At 71.0% G+C, this 22563-nt stretch carries 23 protein-coding genes; 9 read left to right on the top strand and 14 right to left on the bottom strand.

Going from position 1 to position 22563, the window contains the following annotated elements; translation table 11 throughout:
• Window positions 1–74: 74 nt before the first annotated feature.
• Window positions 75–359, top strand: a complete 285-nt coding sequence (locus K6T50_RS05890) for a DUF7545 family protein (protein ID WP_222608468.1) — start codon at window positions 75–77, stop codon at window positions 357–359.
• Window positions 360–394: 35 nt separating this feature from the next.
• Here K6T50_RS05890 and K6T50_RS05885 read toward each other — a convergent pair whose 3' ends face one another.
• The gene (locus K6T50_RS05885; protein WP_222608467.1) at window positions 395–1207 is read right to left on the bottom strand and encodes a ZIP family metal transporter; all 813 of its coding nucleotides are present in this window, start codon (window positions 1205–1207) and stop codon (window positions 395–397) included.
• Between the two features lie 153 nt (window positions 1208–1360).
• The gene (locus tag K6T50_RS05880; RefSeq protein ID WP_222608466.1) at window positions 1361–2518 is read right to left on the bottom strand and encodes a M24 family metallopeptidase; all 1158 of its coding nucleotides are present in this window, start codon (window positions 2516–2518) and stop codon (window positions 1361–1363) included.
• 115 nt (window positions 2519–2633) lie between these two features.
• On the opposite strand from K6T50_RS05880, the gene K6T50_RS05875 reads away from it, so the two are divergent.
• Window positions 2634–3950, top strand: coding sequence for an MFS transporter (locus K6T50_RS05875; RefSeq protein WP_222608465.1), 1317 nt, complete (start codon window positions 2634–2636; stop codon window positions 3948–3950).
• Between the two features lie 86 nt (window positions 3951–4036).
• Here the strand turns inward: K6T50_RS05875 and K6T50_RS05870 are convergent, their stop codons facing one another.
• Both K6T50_RS05870 and K6T50_RS05865 read right to left on the bottom strand, forming a co-directional pair.
• The gene (locus tag K6T50_RS05870; RefSeq protein ID WP_222608464.1) at window positions 4037–4993 is read right to left on the bottom strand and encodes a carbohydrate kinase family protein; all 957 of its coding nucleotides are present in this window, start codon (window positions 4991–4993) and stop codon (window positions 4037–4039) included.
• A complete protein-coding gene (locus K6T50_RS05865; protein WP_222608463.1) occupies window positions 4990–5829 on the bottom strand; it encodes a sugar phosphate isomerase/epimerase family protein in 840 nt (279 codons plus the stop codon). Before K6T50_RS05865 ends, K6T50_RS05870 begins: the two co-directional genes overlap by 4 nt.
• 70 nt (window positions 5830–5899) lie before the next feature.
• Between K6T50_RS05865 and K6T50_RS05860 the strand changes: the two genes are divergently transcribed.
• Window positions 5900–6271: a DUF8048 family protein gene (locus K6T50_RS05860; RefSeq protein WP_222608462.1), complete on the top strand. Its 372-nt coding sequence runs from the start codon at window positions 5900–5902 to the stop codon at window positions 6269–6271.
• A gap of 34 nt (window positions 6272–6305) precedes the next feature.
• On the opposite strand, the gene K6T50_RS05855 is transcribed toward K6T50_RS05860, so the two are convergent.
• Entirely contained in the window at window positions 6306–8579 is a 2274-nt protein-coding gene (locus K6T50_RS05855) for a histidine kinase N-terminal 7TM domain-containing protein (protein WP_222608461.1), read from the bottom strand.
• Between the two features lie 138 nt (window positions 8580–8717).
• Window positions 8718–9857, bottom strand: coding sequence for an acyl-CoA dehydrogenase family protein (locus tag K6T50_RS05850; protein WP_222608460.1), 1140 nt, complete (start codon window positions 9855–9857; stop codon window positions 8718–8720).
• A 114-nt stretch (window positions 9858–9971) separates the two neighbouring features.
• Between K6T50_RS05850 and K6T50_RS05845 the strand changes: the two genes are divergently transcribed.
• Entirely contained in the window at window positions 9972–10838 is an 867-nt protein-coding gene (locus K6T50_RS05845; protein ID WP_222608459.1) for an RIO1 family regulatory kinase/ATPase domain-containing protein, read from the top strand.
• Window positions 10839–10865: 27 nt separating this feature from the next.
• Here K6T50_RS05845 and K6T50_RS05840 read toward each other — a convergent pair whose 3' ends face one another.
• Window positions 10866–11324 carry a DUF4112 domain-containing protein gene (locus K6T50_RS05840; protein ID WP_222608458.1) on the bottom strand — a complete coding sequence of 153 codons (459 nt, stop codon included), beginning with the start codon at window positions 11322–11324 and terminating at the stop codon, window positions 10866–10868.
• A gap of 179 nt (window positions 11325–11503) precedes the next feature.
• Here K6T50_RS05840 and K6T50_RS05835 point away from each other — a divergent pair, with 179 nt between their 5' ends.
• The 3 genes from K6T50_RS05835 to K6T50_RS05825 all read left to right on the top strand — a co-directional run bounded on the left by K6T50_RS05835 (window position 11504) and on the right by K6T50_RS05825 (window position 15260).
• A complete protein-coding gene (locus K6T50_RS05835; RefSeq protein WP_222608457.1) occupies window positions 11504–13033 on the top strand; it encodes an aldehyde dehydrogenase family protein in 1530 nt (509 codons plus the stop codon).
• A 557-nt stretch (window positions 13034–13590) separates the two neighbouring features.
• Window positions 13591–14715 carry a D-xylose 1-dehydrogenase Gfo6 gene (gene gfo6, locus K6T50_RS05830; RefSeq protein ID WP_222608456.1) on the top strand — a complete coding sequence of 375 codons (1125 nt, stop codon included), beginning with the start codon at window positions 13591–13593 and terminating at the stop codon, window positions 14713–14715.
• Between the two features lie 299 nt (window positions 14716–15014).
• Complete coding sequence (locus K6T50_RS05825; protein ID WP_222608455.1) at window positions 15015–15260, top strand: hypothetical protein; 246 nt, start codon at window positions 15015–15017, stop codon at window positions 15258–15260.
• 50 nt (window positions 15261–15310) lie between these two features.
• Here the strand turns inward: K6T50_RS05825 and K6T50_RS05820 are convergent, their stop codons facing one another.
• The 4 genes from K6T50_RS05820 to K6T50_RS05805 form a co-directional block, all read right to left on the bottom strand.
• Window positions 15311–16123 carry a carbon-nitrogen family hydrolase gene (locus K6T50_RS05820; RefSeq protein WP_222608454.1) on the bottom strand — a complete coding sequence of 271 codons (813 nt, stop codon included), beginning with the start codon at window positions 16121–16123 and terminating at the stop codon, window positions 15311–15313.
• Entirely contained in the window at window positions 16120–16548 is a 429-nt protein-coding gene (locus K6T50_RS05815; RefSeq protein ID WP_222608453.1) for an SRPBCC family protein, read from the bottom strand. The genes K6T50_RS05820 and K6T50_RS05815 overlap by 4 nt, the downstream gene beginning before the upstream one ends.
• 169 nt (window positions 16549–16717) lie before the next feature.
• Window positions 16718–16942 (bottom strand): DUF7123 family protein, encoded by a 225-nt coding sequence (locus K6T50_RS05810; protein ID WP_222608452.1) that lies wholly within the window; start codon window positions 16940–16942, stop codon window positions 16718–16720.
• Window positions 16943–17029: 87 nt separating this feature from the next.
• Window positions 17030–17215, bottom strand: coding sequence for a DUF7525 family protein (locus K6T50_RS05805; protein ID WP_222608451.1), 186 nt, complete (start codon window positions 17213–17215; stop codon window positions 17030–17032).
• 158 nt (window positions 17216–17373) lie between these two features.
• Between K6T50_RS05805 and K6T50_RS05800 the strand changes: the two genes are divergently transcribed.
• Together K6T50_RS05800 and K6T50_RS05795 are read left to right on the top strand one after the other, a co-directional pair.
• Window positions 17374–18615 (top strand): LEA/WHy family protein, encoded by a 1242-nt coding sequence (locus K6T50_RS05800; RefSeq protein ID WP_321170121.1) that lies wholly within the window; start codon window positions 17374–17376, stop codon window positions 18613–18615.
• A gap of 153 nt (window positions 18616–18768) precedes the next feature.
• A complete protein-coding gene (locus K6T50_RS05795; protein WP_345778654.1) occupies window positions 18769–19176 on the top strand; it encodes a DUF7528 family protein in 408 nt (135 codons plus the stop codon).
• Window positions 19177–19396: 220 nt separating this feature from the next.
• On the opposite strand, the gene K6T50_RS05790 is transcribed toward K6T50_RS05795, so the two are convergent.
• The 3 genes from K6T50_RS05790 to K6T50_RS05780 form a co-directional block, all read right to left on the bottom strand.
• Window positions 19397–20428 (bottom strand): phosphate signaling complex PhoU family protein, encoded by a 1032-nt coding sequence (locus K6T50_RS05790; protein ID WP_222608450.1) that lies wholly within the window; start codon window positions 20426–20428, stop codon window positions 19397–19399.
• A gap of 122 nt (window positions 20429–20550) precedes the next feature.
• The gene (locus K6T50_RS05785) at window positions 20551–21621 is read right to left on the bottom strand and encodes an ATP-NAD kinase family protein (RefSeq protein WP_222608449.1); all 1071 of its coding nucleotides are present in this window, start codon (window positions 21619–21621) and stop codon (window positions 20551–20553) included.
• Window positions 21622–21730: 109 nt separating this feature from the next.
• Window positions 21731–22183: a DoxX family protein gene (locus K6T50_RS05780; RefSeq protein ID WP_222608448.1), complete on the bottom strand. Its 453-nt coding sequence runs from the start codon at window positions 22181–22183 to the stop codon at window positions 21731–21733.
• Window positions 22184–22563: the final 380 nt, after the last annotated feature.

Below are 22563 nucleotides of genomic sequence, written 5' to 3'. Positions count from 1 at the left end.
CACACCGACGACACCCTCGCCGACCGAGTATCCATACCCACGGACCTTTACGTCAGCCACGCCTCGCCCACGCCATGGTTGGAACTGAAACCTACACAGTCACCGGACCGGACGGCGACAGCGACGAGGTCGACCTCCCCGAGGGGCTCGTCGACATGCTCGCCGAGCAGGGCGAGAACCCCAGCGAGGTCATCAGCGACGTCGTCCTGCAGGCGTTCGCCCAGCAGGCCCACGCCATCGCCCACCACAGCGAGGGCCAGCCGCCCCAGGACGTGCTCGACATCAACGAGAAGGCCGAGGAGCTGTTCGAGGAGCGCTTCGGGCAGAGCCTCTCGGACGCGATGGGCCACTCGCACTAACGCGACCGCCCCGCCCGAACGCCCGTTCTCGCGCGCTACACCGACGTGACCGCCAGCAGCGGCACCATCGCGCCGATCCCCACGAGGACGCCGGCGACGAGCTCGCGTTTCCCGTCGCCCGCGAGCCCCTGGCCCAGCTCCAGCGCCTCCGGGATGAACTCCGTGAGCACGAGATACACCATCGCCCCGGCGGCGAAGCCGAAGCCGAACGGGAGGAACCGCTCGGCGAGCGTGACGAAGTAGAAGGCGATCACGGCGCCGATCGGCTGCGGGAGGCTGGAGAACACCGCCCACCAGACCATCCTCGGGGGCGACACGTCCATCGAGCGCAGCGGGATCGACACCGCCACGCCCTCGGGGACGTTGTGGATCGAGATGGCGACGGTCATGAACACCGCGAGCAGCGGCACCGCGGTGCCGAACACGAGGATCCCGCCGGGCGTGTCGAAACCCAACCCCGCGAAGGAGACGCCGACGGCGACGCCCTCGGGGAAGCTGTGGACCGTCAGCACGCCGAGGATGAGCAGGAGCTTCCGGTAGTCGGCCTCCTCGTACTTCCGGGGGTGAACCTCCACGTCCTCGATCACCTCGTGGGCGACGACGACCAGCAGGACGCCCGCGGCGGCGCCGGCGGCCAACTCCAGCGGGCCGCCGTACGCGAGCCCCTCGCTCACGAGCCCGAACACCGACGCCCCGATCATGATCCCCGACGCGAGCCCCCACAGCGCGACGTTCCAGCGGTCGCCGATGTCGTCGACGAGGAAGAACGGGATCGCGCCCAGCCCGGTCGCGAGCGCGGTGACCAGCCCCGCGAGGAACACGAACGCGTACGCGCCGGCGTCGACCATATCGGGGCTACCCGACCCGCGGGCTTAACTCTCACGTCGCTGACTATTTTCGGCCGACCGAAACCGACGGATCGGGCGACCCCGAACACGTGCGGGTGATCGGTGAGGCCGTCAGTCGCGGGATACAGTTCAGAAATCAGTCACGTTCCGGGACTACGCCGTCTTCCAGTCGCGGTCGGTTCGGTTGAGCCGGACGCAGCCGTCGTCGGTGACGACGACCAGGTCCTCGATCCGGACGCCGAACTCGTCGGGGAGGTAGACGCCGGGTTCGACGCTGAACACCATCCCGGCCTCGATTTCGCGCTCGCCGCCGGCGACGACGAACGGCTCCTCGTGCACGTCGAGGCCGACGCCGTGGCCCGTGCGGTGGATGAACTCCTCACCGTAGCCCGCCTCCTCGATGACCTCGCGGGCGGCGGCGTCGACCTCGCCCGTCGTGACGCCCGGCTCGACCGCCTCGACGGCCGCCTCCTGTGCCTCGCGGACGACGCGGTGGACCTCCCGGAAGCCCTCTGGCGGCGACGCGTCACCGAACACGAGCGTGCGAGTCTGGTCCGACGGGTAGCCGTCGACGCGGGTGCCGAAGTCGAGGACGACGGGGTCGCCCGCCCGGATCACGCGGTCGCCGTGGGTGTGGTGGGGCATCGCGCCGTTCGGCCCCGATCCGACGATGGTCTCGAAGGAGACGCCCGTGCCGCCGTTGGCGACGAGGCGGTCCTCGATGTGGCGCGCGAGATCCGCCTCGGTCATGCCGACCACGTCGTCGCCGTCGGCCCGGAGTTCGCGGATCACCGCGTCGGCGGCCTCGCCCGCGCGGCGGAGCGCGGCGACCTCCGCGTCGTCCTTGATGACCCGCAGGTCCGCGAGTACCTCGCTCGCGAGGCCGAACGTCGCGCCCGGGAGCACCTCGTGGAGGTCCTGCGTGAACCGGGCGTGCATGGTGTCGTCGACGAGGACGTGCGGGGCGTCGTTCGCGAGCGCGAGGTCGGCCGCGACGGAACCGACCGCCGCGACGGGGTCCTCGTCGTCGCCCCACGTGCGCACGTCGTCGACGGCGGTTTCGGCACGGACCTGCTCGCCGGAGAGTTCGGGGACGAGGAACACCGGGTCGGCGTCGGGCACGACGAACAGCAGGAAGTGGCGCTCGCTGGGGTGCTCGCTGTAGCCCGTGAGATAGCGGAGGTTCGTGCTCGGGAACAGAACGAGGGCGTCGCCGGCGCCGCTGCGGAGGCGGTCGCGGGCGGCGTCGAGGCGGCGGGCGTACGGGGCGTCGTCCTCGGACGAGGCGTCGGGGGCGTCATCTTCGGTCATGCGCGACGGTTCCGTCGCCGCCGAGTTGAACGCGTCGGAGCGGGGAGCCCCCCGCCCTCCCGGCGTCGCCGCCCGGTGGCGGAAGGGATTTGTCGCCCCCGGAACACTCCCGTCCGTGGATCGCGCCCGCCGCTGGTTGGTCGCATGGGGACTGGGGTACGCCGCCGTCGGTGGCGCCTCCGTGCTGGTGCCGCTGTACGCGATCGCGTTGGACGCCAGCCTGGCGTTCGTCGGCCTGATCGCCGCGACCGCGGCGCTCGTGGGCGTCCCCGGCGCGCTCGCGTGGGCAGCCCTCGCGGCCCGGACGCGCCGACGGCGGCCGTTCGTCCTCGTCGCGCTCGGCGCGACCGCGGTGGTGCTCGCGCTCGTGCCGCTGGCGACGACGCCGGTGGCCGTGTTGTTGCTCAACGCCGCACTGTGGTTCGTCGTCGCCGCCGCGGTCCCCGTCCTGAACCTGATCGTCGTGGAGGGCGCGCCCGTCGACGAGTGGGACGGCCACATCGCCTCGCTGAACGCCTGGCAGGGGTACGGCTGGGTCGCGGGCCTGCTCGTCGGCACCGCGTGGACGCTCGCCGTCCCCCGCTTGGGCGTCGACCCGATCGCGGGCCAGCGCCTGCTGTTTCTCCTTCTCGCGGGCGTCGCGGGGGCGGCCCTGTTGCTCGCGCGGGCGTGGTACCCCGAGCCGTCGACCGTCTCCGCCGACCGCTTCCGCCGGGTGTACGCCCGACTCCCCCATGCGAACTGGGGCGCCGGGCGCTACCTCCGCGCGAGCCTCTACGGCCCGGCGCGGATCTTCTGGGAGCTTCGGGCGCTCCGTAACGGGGCGGGATCGCGACGGGACGGCGCCCGGAGTCCCGTCCCGCTGGCCGGCTTCTCCCCGTCGCTGCGGCGGTACGTCCTCGCGGTCGTCGTCTTCTCGTTGGGCTTCGCCGTCTTCTGGGGGCCGGTGCCGGCGTTCCTCGCCGAGCGCGTCGACGACGGGGCCGTCTTCGGCGTCTACCTCGCGGGCAACCTCGGCTCGGCGGTCTGCTACGGGCCGGCCGGCCGGCTCGCCGGGCGGTACGCCCCGCGGGTCGTGCAGGCGGGCGCGCTGGCCGGCCGCGGAGCCCTCTTCCCCGGCGTCGCGCTCGTGGGGGTCGCCCTCCCGGCCGCCGCGCTCCCGGCGCTGGCGGGCTATGCGCTCGCGTTCGGCCTCATCGGCGCGACCTGGGCGTTCATCGCGGTCACCACCGCCGGCATCGTCAGCCGCCTCGCCGACGAGTCGACCCGCGGCGCCGCCCTCGGCGCGCAGGCGGCGGCCGCGGGGCTCGCGACCGCCGTCGGCTCCGCCCTGGGCGGGGTGGTCGCCGGCGCCGCGGGCTACCTCCCGACGTTCTCGTTGGGGGCGGCGCTGGTGTTCGTCGGGTTGGCGCTCGTCGTTCTCGACCGGTGAAGGCGACCCCGCCGGCCCCGTCGACCGCACGGGACCGTCGACCGCGCGGACCCGCCGGCTACCGAACGCCGGCCATCGAACGCCCGCTATCGATCGCTCTCGCCGTCGAGGAACGCCTCGACCTCCACGCGCGTCGGCAACGCTGCCATCGCCCCCTGCGCGGTCGTCGCCCGCGCGCCGACGGCGTTCGCGAACCGGAGCGCGTCCGAGAGCGACGACCCCCCGTCGAGCGCCGCGATCGCGCCGGCGGTGAAGGCGTCGCCCGCGCCGGTCGTGTCGACCACGTCGGCCTCGAACCCCGGGTGCTCGGCGTGGCCGGCGCCCCACGGCGCCTCGGCGGTCGAGCGGGCGTACGCCCCCGCCGCGCCGCGGGTGATCACCGCGGTGTGGGGGCCGTCGGCGACGACGCCGGAGGCGAGCGCCTCGGCGGTCCCCTCGTAGCCGGCGGGGTCGAGGTCCTCCGCGGAGGCGACGAGCACGTCCACGTCCGGGAGCGCCCGCGCGAGCGTGTCGGCGTAGTCGAACTCCCGCCACAGCGACGGCCGCGCGTTCGGGTCGAACGAGACGGTGGCGGCGTCGGGGGCACGGTCGAGCAGGTCGAAGACCGCCGAGCGCGACGGCTCGTGGGCCAACTCGACGCCGCCGACGTGGATCCAGTCGAGGTCCGCGAGCGTCGCGTCGTCGACGGTCGCGGGGTCGAGCGCGGCCGCGGCCGTCCCCTCCAGGTACAGCGAGAACGACCGCTCGCCGTCGGCGTCGAGCGCGACCAACGCGAGGCCGGTCGGCGCGTCCGGGTCGCGCTCGACGTACGTCTCCGGGATTCCCTCCCCGCGGAGCGTGTCCGCGAGGAAGTCGCCGAAGCCGTCGTCGCCGAGGCGTGTCCACAGCCCCGGCGCCTCGCCGAGGCGCGCGAGCCCGACGGCAACGTTCGCCGGCGCGCCGCCCGGGTGGCGGGCGTACGCGTCGGCGTCGCCGAGGTCGCCCGCCGAGGCGGCCGCCGGGTGGAGGTCGACGATGCACTCACCGACGACGAGGCGGGTCATTCGCCGCCCTCCGTGTCGCCGTCGCGGTCGGCGTCCCGCTCTTCGGTTTCGGCGGCCGCCAGCAGCTCCCCGATCCGATCGAGGCTGTGGCCGAGGTACGCGGCGTCGTGAGTGAACACCTCCGCCGAGAGCGTCCCCGTCCAGTCGTCGGGCAGCGCCCGGAACAGCCGCGCGAAGTCGACGAAGCCGGCGCCGATCGGGAGGTGCTCGTCGTCGGCGGTGCGCACGTCGTTCAGGTGGAAATGCGAGATGCGGTCGGCGCGCTCCTCGATCAGCGCCGCGATGCCGCCGTCGTCGCGGCCGTCGACGCGGGCGTGGCCGGTGTCGAGACACATCGACACGTCGGTCCGGTCGAGCAGCTCGCCGATCCGGTTCGTGTCGAAGCGGCCCTTCGGGACGTTCTCGGCGACTAGCTCCACGTCGCGGTCGGCGGCGTACGCGTCGAGGTGACGGACCGACTCGACGATGTGGTCGCCGACAGTCTCGTCGTCGTGGGCGGGCGCCCACGCGTCCGTCGTCGGGTGCAGCGTCGCCTTCGTCGCGCCCAGATCCGCAGCGAGGTCGAGGTGCGCCTCAAGTTCGGCGACGGCGCCCGAGCGAACCGCGTCGAAGGGGGAGCCGGGATCGATCGACCCGAACGGGAGGTGGACCGTGCAGCCGACCCCGTGGTCCGCGAGCGCCTCGCGAAGCTCCTCGCGACGGGGGGCGAGTCGGTTTCGGGCGCCCGCGCCGTCGAGCATCACCTCGACGTAGTCGTAGCCGTGGTCGGCGGCCGTCCCGACCGCCGTACGGAGATCCATGCCCACCTGGGTGACGAATCCGATGTCCGCGTCCATACCGACCGTAGCGCCCGTCGGCACTTCGACCCACCGCATCGCTCATGCCGCCGCGGCTCCCAGCGGGAGTATGGACGAGCTCGGTCCGCTCGCGCCCCACGTCGCGGACGCGGCGGCGACCGCCGGCGTCGACGAGTCCGCCGTGCGGGAGACGATGACCGCGATGCAGGCGGACGTCCGCGCGTACCCGGGGGTCGCCGACATCGTCTTCGAGTACCGGCGGGCGTTCGAGTACGACCCCCTGGTCCGTCGCGACGGACGGACGTACTTCCTCCTCGTTCCGCCGCACGTGTGGCGCGAGTTCGCGGCGACGCTCGACGCGTCCGCGGCGGTCCTTGCGGCCGCTCGGGCAGCTCACGACCGGGCGTTCACCGCGGGGACGGAGCTCGGGCCGGAGGAGCGCGGCGATTGGGAGCCGCTGGTGTTCGTCGCGTCGTCGTAGGCGGTCACAGCTCAGTGGTTGTCTCCCGTCGCGATCAGTCGTCGTTCGACGGCCGCGACGCGACCGACCCTCCGAACGGCCCCGCGTCACCGGCTCCGCCGTCGGTCCGCTCGGGGGCCGCCCTGGCGACGCCCCACGGGTCCATCTGCTCGATCGACGACGCCGACACCGACTCCGTGTCGGCCGCGCGCAGGCGGATGACGACGACCGTTCCGACCTCGTCGATCGCCTCGGCGGCCGCGCCGTCGGCGGTCGCGTCGTCGGCTGTGTCGTCGTCGGTCGCGTCGGCGCCGTCGACGAAGGAGAGCTCGCCGTCGACGCCGTCGACGATCCACCTGACGAGCCAGAGGCCGAGCCCGCTGGCGTGGCGAAGTTGCGTCTCGTGGCCCGACTCGACCGCCTCGCGGTCCTCCGCGGGGATCCCCGGACCGTCGTCGGCGATCCGGAGCTCGACCGTGTCGTCGCCGTCCGACAGCGTGATCGCCACGGCCGGCCGGTCGCCGTCGTGGTGGCGAGCGGCGTTCTCCACGACGTTCCACACCGCGGTGGCGAGCAGCTCGTCGGCGTACGCGATCGTCTCGTCGGCGTCGACGGTCACCGTCATCCCCGGGAACCGCTCGCGGGCGCGGTCGGCAACCTCCCCGACGACGCGGGTCACGTCGACCGGGCGGCCGCCGTGGTCCGTCCGCCGAAGCGTCTGGTCGACGCCGCGGACGCGGGTTCCCAGCGAGGCGAGCCGCTCGGCGGACCGTTGGATACGCTCGGCGTGCTCGGCCGTGTCGCCGCCTTCGGCGGCGATCACGTCCGCGTAGCCGTGCACGACGTTGAGCTCGTTGCGGAGGTCGTGCCGGAGGACGCGCGTCAACACGCGGAGGCGCTGTTCGTAGCGGTCCCGCTGGGTCTCGTCGCGGAGGGTGAGCAGGTAGCCGCCGATGTGCGGGTCGTGAAAGCGGTTGACGCCGACGCCGTCGAGGACCCGCCAGCCGCCGTCGCGGTGTTCGACGCGGAAGGAGACGCGGACGCGCTCGCCCGGCCGGCCGAGGCTCTCGGCGAAGGGCTCGGCGACCGAGCGACGGTCGTCCGGGTGGATGTAGTCGGTGAACACCCCGCCCTCGAGCCGTTCGGGATCGTACCCGAGCACGGACTCGACCGCGGGGCTGATGTACTCGAGGACGCCGTCTGCGTCCGCGACCGCGACGACGTCCTGTGAGTGCTCAACGTACGCCCGATAGCGTCGCTGCATCTCCGTGCGCTCGGTCACGTCCCGGAACACGAGCAGCCGGAGTCCCTCGCGCCCGAGCGACTCAGAGGTCGCCTCGAAGTACGTCGGATCCGCCGGCGGCCCCCGTCGGGACGCCCCCGGGTGACCGTCCGATCCGTCGGCGGCCCCGTCGAGCGCGACCTCGGCGTCGTCGCCGTCGAGCAGCCCCGACGAGACGACGGCCTCGGGCAACACCCGCTCGGCGTCGGCACCGACCACGTCTGGACCGAGCTCGAACGCGTCGCGGGCGGACGGGTTCGTCTCGACGACGTGGCCGTCGTCGTCGACGACGACGACCGCGTCGTCGAGCCCGGCGAACACCGTCTCGTGTGCGACCGACGCCACGTCGAACAGGTCGTACCTCCACATCGCGACGAGCAACAGCAGGCTCACCACCCCGAAGCCCAGCGGCGTCGCGTCGAACGGCGGCGCCCACGACGGCCGGAGCACGAACAGCGTCGCGGTCGCCACCGGCGTCGCGGTTCCCGCACACAGCACGGCCGCCTGCGTCCGGTAGGTGCCCGACGAGCGAACCGCGACCCGCCCCAGCAGCCAAACGAACGCCGCGCCGGCGAGTACGCCGTACACGATGTGCGCGAGCAGCGCCGGGCCGGGATCGGGAACGAGCACGGTCGCGCCGCCGACCCTCCATGGCGCGATGGCGGCGAAGAAGACGCCGCCGGGGTTCACGACGGCGACCGCGCCGGCGACGGCGGGTTCGACGGCGAGCGCGGCGACACGCGGCGGCGTCAGCCATCCGTCGTGGCCGGCGTACGCGATCGCGAACAGAAGCGACGTGGTGACAACGGGCGTGGCGACGAGCCACTTCAGCTTGAGCAGTCCCGCCCCCGGGGACGTGGTTCCGGCCGCCAGTTGGAGGGCGAACACCGTCGCCCACACCGCGACGAGCCCGAGGGTCGCGGCGATGGCGGCGCCGGCATGATCCGTTCGCTCGCGGGTCCGCAGATACGCGAGCCCCCCCGCGCCGGTCGACACCACCGCGGAGCCGACCGCTGCGGCGACGAGGAGTTCCAGATCTGTGACCATACCGGTGAGTGTATCCGGGTGACTTGAGACTGAACATAAAGTCAGCTACTGAATTATCAGATCGGATTCCCACCGACGGGCCGCAGTCATGTTAATTTCGTGAACTGTCTTTCCGATACCGCGAGATCCGATTTCCGGTTACAGTCCGAGCTGGCGGCCGATAATGAGGTGTTGGATCTCGCTCGTCCCTTCGCCGATCTCCATGAGCTTCGCGTCGCGGTAGAACCGCTGGGGCGGGAAGTCGGTGGTGTAGCCGTAGCCGCCGTGGACCTGCACCGAGTCCTCGGCGACCTCGCGGGCGGCCTCGCTGGCGTCGAGCTTCGCGAGCGCCGACGCGCGCGTCACGTCCTCGCCCTCGTCGTACATCGTCGCCGCCTTGTGGGTGAGCAGGCGCGCGCGCTCGGTCTTGCGGTGCATGTCGACGACCATGTCGCGGACGGCGTCGAACTTCGAGATCGGCTGCCCGAACTGCTCGCGCTCGCCGGAGTACTCCTTGGCCGCCTCGTAGGCGCCCTGCGCCAGGCCCGTCGAGAGGGCGGCGATGGAGATCCGACCGCCGTCGAGCGTCTTCTTCGTCTGGTCCCAGCCGTCGCCCTCCTCGCCGAGCAGACGGTCCTCCGGGATCCGCACGTCGTTCAGCTGGATCTCGCAGGTCGGCGAGCAGTTGAGTCCCATCTTGTCCCAGACGGTCGTCACCTCGAAGCCCTCGTCGTCGGGGTCGACGATGAACGTCGAGATGCCGTCGTAGCCGGCGTCGGGGTCGGTGACGGCCTTCACGAGCACCGAGTTAGCGACGCTGGCGTTCGTGATGAACTGCTTCGTGCCGTTCAGGACGTACTCGTCGCCGTCCCTCTCTGCAGTAGTGTCCATGTCGGAGGCGTCCGAGCCGGAGCCGGGCTCGGTGAGCGCCCACGCGCCCATGCCGCCGCCCTCCGCGAGCGGGCGGAGCCACTCCTCCTGCTGCTCGTCGGTGCCGAACAGCTCGATCGGCTTCGAGCCGAGGGAGGTGTGTGCCACGTACGAGAGGCCGATGCCGCCGGAAACGCGACCGAGTTCCTCGGCGACGACCGCGTACATCAGGGTGTCGCCGCCGAGCCCGCCGTGCTCCTCGGCGATCGGGACGCCCATCATGTCGAGTTGGCCGAGCTGCTCGAAGATCTCCTCGGGGAAGCGATGGTCGTCCTCGATGTCCTGGGCGATGGGAGCGATCTCCTCCTCGCAGAACTCCCGGACCTGGTCCCGGATCATCCGGTGTTCCGCGGGCAGCTCGAAGTTCATGACCGAAGCACGGGCGGCGTCCCGAATACCTGTTTCGATGGCTTTCGGTCGACGCAATATCCGCGCCGGAACCCTCGCAACGATTTATCCCCGTCCACGGACTACTCCGACTCCATGGACCTCCAGCGCCTCCTCCGTGGGACCGTCGAGTGGGACCGGCTGGAGGCGGTCGCGCGCGACCTCGCCGCCCGCTACGGCGACGGGAGCGCGCGCGTGGAGTTCCTCGACGCCGACAACTGGCTGTCGACGCCGTTCATCCTCCGCACCGACGGCGAGGCGTACTTCGTGAAGGTGGTGAGCCGCCAGAACTCCGTCGTCCACGCGCTGTTCACCGCCGGGCGCAACCTCGGGGCGTTCTCCTCGGGCACGGAGGGCTTCTTCGAGCACTTCGGCACGCCCGCGGAGATGGCCCGCCACGAGCTGGAGGCGACCGAGCGGATGCGCGCCATCGGCGTCAACGCGCCCGAGCCGGTCGAGGCGCTGGAGATCGACGGGCTGGGCGTGCTCGTCGTCGAGTACCTCCCGGCGTTCCGTCCGCTCGACGAGCTCGATGTCGACGCCGAACGCGAACTCGCGCCGGAGCTGTTCCGCGCGCTCGGGCGGCTCCACGACAACGGTCTCGCGCACGGCGACTTGCGCGCGGAGAACGTGCTGATCCTCGACGGCGACCTCTACTTCATCGACGCGACGAGCGTCCGGGAGCCGGGGGCGCTCGACGCCCGCGAATACGACCTCGCGTGCGGGCTGGCGGCGCTGGAGCCGCTGATCGGCGCGGCCGACGCCGTCGAGGCGGCGCTGTCGACGTACCCGCCCGAGGACGTGCTCGCCGCCCGGGAGTACCTCGACTTCGTCGCGATCCGGCCGGACCACGACTTCGACGCGCCGGGGTTGAAGGGGGAGATCGAGAAGCGCGCGGCCGAACGAAGCGAGGCCGAACGCAGTGAGGCCTCGACGGCGAACGGCAAACGGAGTGAGCCGTGAGTCGCGCGCGGCCTCGGTCGCCCGAATTTACTCCTCGGTGATCTCGATGACGACGGGCCCGTCGTCCTCGTCGGCGGCCGCATCGACGGCCTCGCCCTCGTCGTCGCCGGCGGCGTCGGCGACGAACTCCTCGATGTAGGAGGCGTTCCACTTGTTCGCCCTGATGAACGTGTCGAACACCGGCCCGACGACGGGGATCGACCCGAGCACCGCGTCGGCGGCGACGTTCGCGAGCATGCGGACGATCGTCGACAGCGGGACGCCGAGGTAGGCGGCCTCGGCGACGATGTACAGCGAGATCCCCGCGGCGACGGCGTCGCCGGCACCGGGCACCACGCCGAGCACGGGATCGAGCCCGACGCGGATGCCCGTCCCCGGGATCTCGACCGCCTCGTCCATGACGCGGGCGACGGTCTTCACGCGCCGCAGCGCCGGTTCGTCGACCGATTCGGGCAGGTCCATCGTGAGCGACTCGGCGTCGGTCATGGTCGAGCGGAGGCGACCGCGAGGAAAGGGTCTTGCGGCGGTGGCGGATCGATTGGAATCCCCGGCATCGACGGCGCTGGTGGGGATCCCCCGCGAAACCCGGCGCCGAAGGCGGGGTCGATCCGGACGGGCGGCGAACTTCCCGCACCTATATGACGCCGGTGACGCAAGATTTGCCCATGAGTCGAGACGACGGTGTCTACCAGCACTACATCGACGGCCAGTGGACCGGCGGCACCGGGGACGAGACGTTCACCAGCGAGAACCCCGCCAACGGCGAGGAGCTGGGCGAGTTCCGCCGCGGCACCGAGGCCGACGTCGAGCGCGCGGTCGCCGCCGCCGACGAGGCGTTCGAGGAGTGGAAGGAGCTGTCCCACATCGGCCGGGCCGAGTACCTCTGGGACATCTACCACGAGCTCAAGGAACGCCACGAGGAGCTCGGCGAGATCGTCACCATGGAGTGCGGGAAAGAGATCTCCGAGGGGAAGGCCGACGTGACCGAGGCGTGGCACATGGTCGAGTGGGCCGCCGGCGACGCCCGCCACCCCAAGGGCGACGTGGTACCCTCGGAGATCCCGAGCAAGGACGCGTACATGCGGCGGAAGCCGCGGGGCGTGGTGGGGTGTATCACGCCGTGGAACTTCCCGGTCGCCATCCCGTTCTGGCACATGGCCGTCGCGCTCGTCGAGGGCAACACGGTCGTGTTCAAGCCCGCCGAGCAGACGCCGTGGTGCGCGCAGATCCTCGCGGAGATGTTCGAGGATTCGGGCGTCCCGGACGGCGTGTTCAACCTCGTGCAGGGCTTCGGCGACGCGGGCAACGCCATCGTCGAGGACGACCGCGTGGATACGGTCCTGTTCACCGGCTCGGCCGAGGTCGGCCACAAGATCGCCGGCAAGGTCGGCGGCGAACCCGGCAAGCTCGCGGCCTGCGAGATGGGCGGAAAGAACGGGATCGTGATCACCGAGAACGCCGACCTGGACGTGGCGGTCCACTCGGCCACGATGTCGAGCTTCAAGACGACGGGCCAACGCTGCGTCTCTTCCGAGCGCCTCATCGTCCACGAGGACGTGTACGACGAGTTCAAGGAACGCTTCGTCGAGAACGCGAGGTCGGTCGCCGTCGGCGACCCGCTGGACGAGGACACGTTCATGGGACCGCTCATCGAGCCGGAGCACAAGGAGAAAGTCTCCAAGTACAACCAGCTCGCGAAGGACGAGGGCGTGAACGTGCTCGTCGACCGCGAGGAGCTGGACGCCGACGAGATCCCCGACGGCCACGAGGACGGCCACTGGGTCGGCCCGTTCGTCTACGAGGCCGACGCCAAGGCGGACCTCCGGTGCACCCACGAGGAGGTGTTCGGCCCGCACGTCGCCCTGCTGAAGTACAGCGGCGACATCGAGGAGGCCGTCGAGATCCACAACGACACCGACTACGGGCTCGCGGGAGCCATCATCTCGGAGGACTACCGCCAGATCAACTACTACCGTGACAACGCCGAGGTCGGCCTCGCGTACGGCAACCTCCCGTGTATCGGCGCGGAGGTCCAGCTCCCCTTCGGCGGCGTGAAGAAGTCCGGGAACGGCTACCCATCGGCCCGGGAGGTCATCGAGGCGGTGACCGAGCGCACGGCCTGGACGCTCAACAACTCGAAGGACATCCAGATGGCCCAGGGCCTCTCCGCGGACATCAAGACCAAGGACGACTGACCACGGGCGACCGAACACGGACGATCGAGCACAGACGACTGACGGACAGGCACGCTGTCTCGGACGGGACAACGCCGGCACCGAGATTCGCGGGGAGTTCGACCGGTGCGTCGACCGCCGCGATCGACAGCGTCGCCACCGAGTGGACGTGAGTGCCGCTCCCGTCTCGACGGCGGCGGGCGCGACGCGTGAGGGTATACGCTGCGTCGCGTCCGTCGCCGCGTCGAACCGCGCGTCTACGCGGTTCCGGGGCCGTGAGGCCGGGACGGGAGTGGGAGCGGGAGTTGTCCCGGCCGGGTCGCGCGGATGGGCGAAATCGCCGTCGCGCGATCGGCCCCGGTTCGCTCGGGACCCGATGTCCCTGGCCCGCGAAGCCGAACCGGACCGGCCGAAACGGCCGGCGTGTGCGGACGCGCTGGGGGGTGCGTCCGAACGGGGTTCGGTCCCGCGGTGTCACTATCGGGGCGCGTTCGTTACTTCAACACACCGCTCGAATTATCGGATACGATTATCGACGGGCCGGTGCGGTTTAGCACCTCGACGCGGACGGTGCGCGTATGTTCGAGTCGACGTTCGCGGACGCGGGGCGGCGCGACTGGGTGGACAGCGGCGGGGACGAGGGCGGAAACGGAGACGGGAGCGGGAGCGACGGGGACGACACGACGACCAGGATCGCGACGGTCGGCTGCGGCAACTACGCACGGTCGGTGTCGATCCCGGCGATGGCGCGCGGCGACTACGCGCGGCCGACGGTCGTCGTCAGCGGCGACGCGGACAAGCGCGCGGCGCTGGCCGACGAGTTCGGCGTCACTGCCCTCGATTACGACGAGTACGAGGCGGGCGCGGCGACCGACGAGTACGACGCCGTCTACGTCGCCACCCCGAACCGGCTCCACCTCCCCCACGTCGAGACGGCCGCGGGCCACGGCAAGCACGTGATCTGCGAGAAGCCGCTGGAGGCGACCGTCGAGCGCGCCGAGCGGCTCGTGGGCGCCTGTGAGGACGCGGGCGTCCGGCTGATGACAGCCTACCGGATGCAGACGGACCCCGTGATGCGGCGCCTGCGGGCGTTCGTCGCCGCCGGCGGCATCGGCGACCTCCAGCGCGCGGTCGGCGACTTCACGTTCCCGGTGCTGGCGGGCGACGCCGGTCCCGAGCAGTGGCGCCTCGACGGCCGCCTCGCGGGCGGGGGCGCGCTGTACGACGTGGGCGTGTACCCGCTCAACACCGCGCGGTTCGTCGCCGGCGACGACCCGACGGCCGTGTCGGCGACGGTCCGCTCGCCCGACGACGCCTTCGACGAGGTCGACCAGCACGTCGACTTCCGCGTCGAGTTCGGCGGCGGCGACGCGGACGGCTGGGTCGGGAACTTCTCGGCGTCGTTCTCCGGCCACCCGAACACGTCGCTGGAGCTGCTGGGGACCGAGGGACGGATCGCGGTCCGGTCGGCGTTTCAGCCGGGCGCCGACCGCGAGGTGACCGTGGAGACGGCCGAGGGGACGATGGAGTTCGCGGGCCTCGGTGCCGACGAGACGGTCGAGGAGTTCGACTACTTCGCGCACGCGGTCGCGACCGGCGGCGACATCGAGCCGGACGGGGCCGACGGGCTCGTCGACATGCGGACGCTTGCGGCGGTGCAGGCGTCGGCCCGCGCGGGAGAGCGGATCGAACTCGAACGGTAGCCAGGGGGGAGCGGCGGCTCGTCGGCGGTGTCGTGTGAACGGCGGTCGCGAACGAAGGTGGGGGTGGGGAGGCGGTGGTGCGCGCGTCCGGCGCGGTGGACCCCTGACCGCGGAACGGGCGCGCGCGGTCGCGTCGGGTGCGGCGGCGCGGATCTTGAGTTGTGCCAGCTTACGACGAGAAAAGCGTCGGTTCGCCGGCATCCGATCGTATCGGGCTGATCGGGATAAATGCACCGGCACCGGTCGGCGAGGATCGGGGCGACGACAACGGTTATTGTCACGCGTCGGGACGTGTCGGTATGGCTCGCCTCAGGGCCGAGGCACTGCTCGGCGGTGCCGAGGACCTGCTGTCAACGCCGCGTCGCATCGTCGACCACCGCCGACTCGGGGACCCCGGCGACGCCGTCGGATCCGACGACGGCGGGACGGTGTTGCGCGTCGAGGAGGTCCCGCTCGCGCACGTCGACGTGGCGCCGGACGTCCGCGAGCGCCTCTGTCAACTGCTCGATGGGGACCGCACCGTCTTCGTTCACTACGTCGAGTAGGCCGCCCGATCGTCGACCCGCCGACCCGTACGTGTCTCGTCTTCGACCGCTCAGTAGTCTCGCCTGTCGCGCAGCGCCGGGAACTCCTCGCGCACGCGCCCGACGCGCTCGGGCTCGACCTCGGCGGTGACGAGCGCCGGCTCGTCGCCGGTTGACGCCAGCGTCGTCCCCCACGGGTCGTACACGGTCGACCGGCCGAGGAGGTCGGCGTCCTCGAAGCTCCCCGACCCGTTCACCGTCGCGACGTACGCGAGGTTCTCGATGGCCCGCGCCCGCGGGAGCGTCCGCCAGTGCTCGACCCGCGGGTACGGCCACGCGCTGGGGACGACCACGAGGTCGGCCCCCTCGTCCGCGAGCGCTCGGAACTGCTCGGGGAAGCGGAGGTCGTAACAGGTCGTCACCGCGACCCGGAAGCCGAGGAGATCGACGACCGGGAGCGACTCGCCGGGCGTCAGGAGTCGCGTCTCGGCCGACTGATAGCCGAACAGGTGGTGCTTGCGGTACACCGCGCGTCTGGTCCCGTCCGAGTCGAACAGGACGGCGGTGTTCGCGAGCCCCTCGTCGTCGGGCACGTCCGCCGCGGCGGCGGCGCTCTCGGCGAGGTCCTCGACGATCGTTCCCGCCAGCACCGCGATGTCGTGTTCGCGCGCGGCGTCGGCGAGCCGGGTCAGCGTCGGTCCCCCCAGGGGCTCGGCGCCGCGCTCGTACGCCTCGAACGCGAAGTAGCCGACGTTCCACAGTTCCGGGAGCGCGATCAGGTCGGCGTCGCGCTCGGCGGCGTCGGCGACGGCCGAGAGCGCCCGGTCGAGGTTGCCGTCGCGGTCGGCCGTCCGGACCTCGATCTGCGCGAGCGCGAGCTTCATGCCAGCCCCAACTCGCGCTCCAAGGCGTCCTGCAGGTTGTCCAGTTCCTCGCCGAACTTGCGCTCGAAGAACGACTCGACGCCGGGGACGCGCCCGTCGACGACGAACCCGTTGACGAGGCGGGCGCGCCCGTCGTCGGTCTCCGAGACGGTGTGCTCGCCGGTGACGCGGAACGCCCGCGACTTCCCGACGAACTTGACGTACTCGGGCGGCTCCTTGCGCACCTCCTCGGTGTCGACGGCGATGCTGGAGCGGATCACCGGGATCGGCAGGCGGACGTGCCACGTCGCGGTTCCGTCGTCGCCGACCTCGTACTCGTCGACGACGCTGATCGCCCCGGCACGCTTGGCCGGATCGGAGATGAACGCCCAGACGTCGGCCGGGTCCGCGTCGAAGACGAACTCCCGGCGTACACGCACGGTCATCGAACCGAGGTACGGGCGCGGGGCGAAAAAACGGGTGGGTTCGTCCGACGACCGCGTCGCCGCCGCGGGACGCGCCCGAGCGCCCCGCGGTCGCCCGCCGAACGGCGGCGTACGAACTCTGCGAGTCCGGGACACGGGCGGTGGAACCCGGACCATCGAGCGTCGGCGGCTACGGAAGCTCGACGCGCCAGGTGGTCGAACGTGCGCGGCCCCACTTCTCGATATCGACCTCCTCGGCCTTCTCCGCGAGCGTCGGGAGTCGGGTGCCGACCTGTTTGGCGGAGAGGCCGATGGCCTCCGCGATGTTCTTCGCCCGGAAGTACTCCTCCCCCCGGGAGACGCTGTCGCGCAGGTACGCGAGGATGCGCTTCTCCTCGTCGGTGTACTCCGTCATTTGTGCTGTTTGATCATTGGGCGCGGTCGTTCTTAACGCTTCCCTCAACCGGACCTCCGGAATCGATCGCCGACGTGACCGCCCACGTCACATGTCGAACGCCTGGAGCGCGACGACCGAGAGGGTCGCCGCCGCCATCGCCAGCGCGAACCCCCAGGCCATCACGATCTGGGAGGCGCCCGCCAGCATGAACCCCGCGCCGACGACGGCGAACGCACCGAACACCAGCGAAACGCCGATCGCCTTGTCGCTTTCGAGAGTCTCGGTTTCCATACGCGTCGCTCCGACGGAGCGCACCTAACGCTTGCGGAAGGCCCGCACGACGCGGGGTTCACGGGACACGACGCGACCGCTCACGGTCGCGACGCCCGGCCGATCGCCGGGTCGGTCTCGGTCGGATCGTATATGTTCGGGGGAGCGGTACGGCGTCGATGATGAGAGTACCGTCGGAGCTCGATCCGATACCTGGGGGAACAGATCGCGGTCTCTCGACCGTCAGGACCGTGCTCGTCGTGCTTCTCGTTCTCGGCGGGTCCGTCGGCGGGGCGTTCGCGCTCGGCGTCGTCGGGGCGCCGTCGGTCGGGGGCGTCGAGAACCGCTTCGGCGAGGTGACGAACGAGACGACCGTTATCGAAAGCGATCTGACGGTACGTAACCCGAACCCGATCGGCGTCGATCTCGGGGGCGTGACGGTCGACTACGGGGTCTCGATGAACGGCATCGCGATGGCGAACGGGACCAAGGAGGGCGTCTCGGTCGGCGCCGGCAACACCTCGGTTCCGTTCACCACCGAGCTGGACAACTCGAAGATCCCCGCGTGGTGGGTGAGCCACGTCCGCAACGGGGAGCACACGGAGCTACGGGTCGACGCGAAGGCCACCTCGTCGACGCTGGGGCGGAGCTACTCGACGCAGGTGTCCCGCGACATCGACACCTCCGTCATCGAGGCGTTCCGCACCGACGAGCCGAAGCCGCTGAACGCGAGTTCGCCGATCGTCTCCGATCCGGTGTTGATCCTCGAGCGCACCGAGGCGGAGTGGGGGACGGTGAACGACGAGCGGACGGAGATCGGGATGACGCTGTACCTCCATAACCCCAAGCAGTACCCGATCGTCGTCTCCGAGATCGGCTACGACATCCACATGAACGACGTCACGATGGGGAGCGGCGAGGCCGCCAAGACGACCACCATCGCCCCCGGGGAGACGGTCGCCGTCGAGGCGACGACCGCGATCCGGACCCAGCGGCTCGACGAGTGGTGGGTCTCGCACCTCCGACGGAACCAGGTGACGGACCTGCGGATGCCGTTCTACCTCGTGATCGACCTCTCGAACGGCGGCGGCGGCGAGCAGCGGATCGAACTCGACAGCTACCAGCGGACGGTCGAGACGGACGTGTTCGGCACCAAGCCCGCCGGCGACGGCGCCGGCTCGGACGGGTCCGCCGACGGCGCCGGCTCGGACGGGTCCGCCGACGGCGACGGCGACGAATCCGACGGCAGCGACTCCGACGACGGCACCGCGACGGACACGCCGACGGGGACCGACACGTCCGACGGCGGCTCGGGCGACGACTCGACCACCGGGACCGCGTCGTCGACGCCGACGGCAACGCCGACCGCGACGCCGACGAGCACGCCCGACGGGACGGAGACGGACGACGGGCTCTTCTGATCGGGGCGGGGCGCTCGCGGTGCGGAACTCGCCAGCGCCGACAAGGCTTTGTCTCCGGGGGAACACCTCCGGGTATGTTCCGGAGTCCACCCGCTCCTGATCGAGTTCTCGGACGGTAACGCAACCGCCTCCCCGGACGGCGATGGCATCGTCGTGGAGGTGGACGGACAGCGACACGAACTGACACGCGAGGCCGCCGCCGACCTGCGGGAGTCGCTGGCGGACGCGCTGACCGAGCGGCGGGAGTTCTTCCGCACCGCCGGGGAGTTCCGCGCCGACGGAAGTTACGTGGTCTCCCGCAAGGCCGCCGAGTCCGCAGGCAACGCGAAGGTGTTCGACTCCTTCGACGCGCTGGTCCGGCTGTACGACCGGCTGCCGGACCGGTTCGACGCCGACGACGTCGGCCGAACCGGGATCACCGGATCGCGGCGACACATGCTGATCCGGCACTTCGCGGAGCACCCGGCGTTCGACTGTCACATCCGGCGTCGGAACCCACTGAGTGCGGAGAAAACTGACGGCGACCGGGCGGCCGACGGGGTCGCCGAGGCGGAGGAGTAACGGCAAGGGTTCTCCGCGGTCGGCCTCGCTCGTTTCGTGGGCGGCGCGGCACAGGACCGCGCCGTTCACGAGAGCAAAGCTCTCGTGAGCTCACGAGACGCGACGCGTCTCGTGAACGCCGTTCCCACGAGACGCTCGGCTCCGCCTCGCGTCTCGCCTTACTCGCGGGTCGCTCCGCTCCCCGCTCGTTTTCCGGGACCTCCCGGTGGTCGGTCCCGCCCTACTCGATCGTCACGAACTCGTTCTCCTCGTTCAGCGCCAGGTTCGCGGAGACCTCCGCGATCCGCATCGCGTACTGCGCCGTCTCCTGGAGGCTGACGAGCACCTCGCGCACCTGCAACAGCTGCGCGTTCGACATCTCCGGCAGGTCCGTGAGGATGTCCTCCTCGCGGTCCTTCAGCTCGCGGAACAGGTACTTCACCTCGATGGTGAGCGAGTAGTCGCGCTTGACGGCCGCCTCGACGGCCATCGCGGTGATCTCGTCGACCTGGTCGGTGAAGTCGCGGATGCGCCGCATCGTGGCGTCGTCCACGTCGAGGGTGTTGTCCTCGGCCTCCATCGCGATCTCGGCGATGTCCTCGGCGTTGTCCGCGATGAGTTCGAGGTTCTTCGCGATCGAGCGGTAGCCGATCAGCGGGAACCCCGAGTCCAGCCCGACGGCGCGCGCGAGGTTCGGGTTCTGGTAGGCCGTGAAGATCAGGCGAAGGAGGAGGACGAAGATCTTGTTCGCCTGCCGCTCGCGGTTGAGCGCCCGCTGGGCGAGGTCGGCGTTGCCGTGAGCCAGTGCCTTCACCGCCTCCCCGCGCATCGTGGAGCCGGTGTTCTCCAGGCGCTCCAGCAGGTTGTCGAGCGTGAAGTCCTCCGGGTCGACCGAACAGCGGATGGCGATGTTCTCGGGCGTCTCCTCGATGACGCCAAGCCCCATGAGCTGCGTCTCGGCCTTGTATACCGCGTTGATGTGGTCGGAGCCGAGCGCGCCGTCCTCCGTCGTGATGTTGATCACGCGCCGGCCGAGCACGTACTGCGCGAGGATCGCCCGCTCCAGGGCGTCGGAGTCGAGGTTGTCGGCGTGCAGCGTCGCCTCCGCGTCCTCCGTGCTCGCGGACTCGGGCAGCACCGTCAGCGTCCCCTTGCCGCCCATCCGCAGCGACACCTCGTCTCCCTTCTCGACGTTCTGTTCTTTCGCCCACTCGGCGGGCAGCGTCATCGCCAGCGTCGAGGGCCCCAACCGCTGAACCTTCCGCGTCTCCATACGCGGGGAGAACCTCTATACGACCTTAACCTTGACCCTATGTCCATTATATTCTTGGCCGTATCTGTAAGGATCGACCCTCCGGTTCAAGTACCCCTCCCCCCACCCGCCGGGTCCGGGCCTCACACTATCTTCATCATCCGGCGCTCGAAGCGACCGACGCGCACCTTCACCCACCCGCGGAGTGCCTCGTCCAGTTCGGGGTCGTCGGTGTCGACGCGCAGCACCCGGAGGTCGTCCAGCTTGTCGCGGGAGGCGACGATCTCTAGGTCGCACTCGCGGATGACCGCCGGCGACAGCTGCGGGTTGCCGCGGCCGAAGACGAACCCTTGTCCACCGATGGGGGTGACGACGATGACGTTGTCCTCGCCGAGCGAGTCGAGGATCTCCGACTCGGCGGCGTCGAGCGCGAGCACGTCGCCGTCGCGGTACACGTCGACGCCGATGGGCGACCCCTCGAACCCGAGCTCCGCCTTCACCTCGCCGACGGTCGAGCCGGGGCCGAGCACCCACGTCGTCTCCGGACGCGCACGAACGTCGTCCGCGACCCCGACCGCCAGCGACTCGACGGTGCCGCCGCCGATCTGCTTGCCCGACTGCAACTGCTCGGCGACGGGGACGTGCGCGACCGCGCGCAGTTCCGGGCGGACCTCCCCCTCGCGGTACTCGTCCTCGTCGATGTCCATCACCTCGCGGCGCTCGGTGCGCTCGAACGTCGCGGCAACGTAGGCGGCGTCCTCGGGGGAGACCGCGAACACCGATGAGTACACCTTCACGCCCGCGGGGACGCCGAGCATCGGCACCTCGCTCCCCGCCAGCGCCGCCGCCACGTCGGCGGCGGTTCCGTCGCCGCCGACGAACAGTACGAGATCGACGCCGGCGTCGAGAAACGCCGCGACGGCCGCGGCCGTGTCGTCGGCGTCGGTCCCCTCATCGCCGCCCGCGGGCGCGCCGAGCACCTCGGGGTCGAAGCCGGCCTCGCGGGCCTCGCTCGCGCCCATCGGGTCGCCCCACGCCAGCAGTTCCGCGTCGGGGGCGCGTTCGGCGAGGGCGTCGAGCGCGCGGCGGGCACGGTCGGGCGCTCGCGGTTCGGCGCCGCGGGCGCGCGCCTCGGCGACCTTCCCGTCGGTGCCCTTCAGGCCCACCCGGCCGCCCATCCCCGCGACGGGGTTGAGCAGGAAGCCGATTCGCATGTCGGGAGGGGAACGCGCCGGCGACAAAAGCCCGCCGGCTCGACGGGATCGCGTCGCCGTCGGTCGTCGGTTCGGTTCCGTCGGGACGGTCGCTCTACAGCAGCGAGATCTACAGCAGCGAGAGGTTCAGCGCGTACGGCCACGGCGCCGACGCGAGGGCGAGGAACGCCAGCGACGCGCCCGCCATCACGGTGTTCTTGAGGAACGAGGTCATCTCGTCCTGCTGTTGGTCCTCGGGGACCGCCCAGAAGTCGTGGATCGTGACCGCCGACAGCAGGAGGAACACCGCGAGCCCGCCGGCCGCGAGCGTGACGAACGCGCCCGTGGCGACGCCCAGACCGCCGAATATCAGCAGCCCGCCGGAGAACAGCGTCGCGAGCCGGGGCGCGGGGATCCCCTTCGCCTCCGAGTAGCCGGCGAGCCCGTCGGTCATCATGAAGTGGTTCAGTCCCATGAACGCGAGGACGAAGCCGAACAGGAGCCGCGCGAGGAGGAAGGCCTCCGCGGAGCCGGTACTCGCGAACAGGTCTGACGTACCCTGAAGCAGGATCGTATCGAGCATCACTCCTCCGTACACGCCGCCCAAAGTTATAATTTCCCTGACATAGGGGTAACCGGGTTACACGGGCGTCACCGAGGGGGACACCCACACGAGATCGACCGTACGGCCGCGTAGCGGCGTTCTCTTGGTCCCTCTTGTCGGCGTCCAGATCGACTCGTCCAGAGTTATCGAATCGCTGTCAATAATTGTGGCACTCCGTCGTCCCGTCGCCCGGACCGATTCACGCGATGTCCTCGGCGTCGTCGTCCGCCGGCGCCCCCGACCGGCGCCCCCGACCGGCGCCCCCGACCGCCGGCGCCACCCGAGTCGTTCCCGTCGGTGTCGACTCGGCGGTCTGTCAGCGCCGGTGCACGTCGGTGATAGGCTTTTACCGGTGCCCG

The sequence above is a fragment of the Halobaculum magnesiiphilum genome (assembly GCF_019823105.1).
GTDB classification, from domain to species: Archaea; Halobacteriota; Halobacteria; order Halobacteriales; family Haloferacaceae; genus Halobaculum; species Halobaculum magnesiiphilum.
Note: the sequence above shows the minus strand (reverse complement) of the source record. Positions and strands in the feature narration are given on the sequence as shown.

Excerpts from the sequence above, each read along its gene's own strand:
- K6T50_RS05890 (WP_222608468.1), top strand. The coding sequence starts at position 75 with ATGGTTGGAACTGAAACCTACACAGTCACCGGACCGGACGGCGACAGC.
- K6T50_RS05885 (WP_222608467.1), bottom strand. The coding sequence starts at position 1,207 with ATGGTCGACGCCGGCGCGTACGCGTTCGTGTTCCTCGCGGGGCTGGTC.
- K6T50_RS05880 (WP_222608466.1), bottom strand. The coding sequence starts at position 2,518 with ATGACCGAAGATGACGCCCCCGACGCCTCGTCCGAGGACGACGCCCCG.
- K6T50_RS05870 (WP_222608464.1), bottom strand. The coding sequence starts at position 4,993 with ATGACCCGCCTCGTCGTCGGTGAGTGCATCGTCGACCTCCACCCGGCG.
- K6T50_RS05865 (WP_222608463.1), bottom strand. The coding sequence starts at position 5,829 with ATGGACGCGGACATCGGATTCGTCACCCAGGTGGGCATGGATCTCCGT.
- K6T50_RS05860 (WP_222608462.1), top strand. The coding sequence starts at position 5,900 with ATGGACGAGCTCGGTCCGCTCGCGCCCCACGTCGCGGACGCGGCGGCG.
- K6T50_RS05855 (WP_222608461.1), bottom strand. The coding sequence starts at position 8,579 with ATGGTCACAGATCTGGAACTCCTCGTCGCCGCAGCGGTCGGCTCCGCG.
- K6T50_RS05850 (WP_222608460.1), bottom strand. The coding sequence starts at position 9,857 with ATGAACTTCGAGCTGCCCGCGGAACACCGGATGATCCGGGACCAGGTC.
- K6T50_RS05845 (WP_222608459.1), top strand. The coding sequence starts at position 9,972 with ATGGACCTCCAGCGCCTCCTCCGTGGGACCGTCGAGTGGGACCGGCTG.
- K6T50_RS05840 (WP_222608458.1), bottom strand. The coding sequence starts at position 11,324 with ATGACCGACGCCGAGTCGCTCACGATGGACCTGCCCGAATCGGTCGAC.
- K6T50_RS05835 (WP_222608457.1), top strand. The coding sequence starts at position 11,504 with ATGAGTCGAGACGACGGTGTCTACCAGCACTACATCGACGGCCAGTGG.
- gfo6 (WP_222608456.1), top strand. The coding sequence starts at position 13,591 with ATGTTCGAGTCGACGTTCGCGGACGCGGGGCGGCGCGACTGGGTGGAC.
- K6T50_RS05825 (WP_222608455.1), top strand. The coding sequence starts at position 15,015 with ATGGCTCGCCTCAGGGCCGAGGCACTGCTCGGCGGTGCCGAGGACCTG.
- K6T50_RS05820 (WP_222608454.1), bottom strand. The coding sequence starts at position 16,123 with ATGAAGCTCGCGCTCGCGCAGATCGAGGTCCGGACGGCCGACCGCGAC.
- K6T50_RS05815 (WP_222608453.1), bottom strand. The coding sequence starts at position 16,548 with ATGACCGTGCGTGTACGCCGGGAGTTCGTCTTCGACGCGGACCCGGCC.
- K6T50_RS05810 (WP_222608452.1), bottom strand. The coding sequence starts at position 16,942 with ATGACGGAGTACACCGACGAGGAGAAGCGCATCCTCGCGTACCTGCGC.
- K6T50_RS05805 (WP_222608451.1), bottom strand. The coding sequence starts at position 17,215 with ATGGAAACCGAGACTCTCGAAAGCGACAAGGCGATCGGCGTTTCGCTG.
- K6T50_RS05800 (WP_321170121.1), top strand. The coding sequence starts at position 17,374 with ATGATGAGAGTACCGTCGGAGCTCGATCCGATACCTGGGGGAACAGAT.
- K6T50_RS05790 (WP_222608450.1), bottom strand. The coding sequence starts at position 20,428 with ATGGAGACGCGGAAGGTTCAGCGGTTGGGGCCCTCGACGCTGGCGATG.
- K6T50_RS05785 (WP_222608449.1), bottom strand. The coding sequence starts at position 21,621 with ATGCGAATCGGCTTCCTGCTCAACCCCGTCGCGGGGATGGGCGGCCGG.
- K6T50_RS05780 (WP_222608448.1), bottom strand. The coding sequence starts at position 22,183 with ATGCTCGATACGATCCTGCTTCAGGGTACGTCAGACCTGTTCGCGAGT.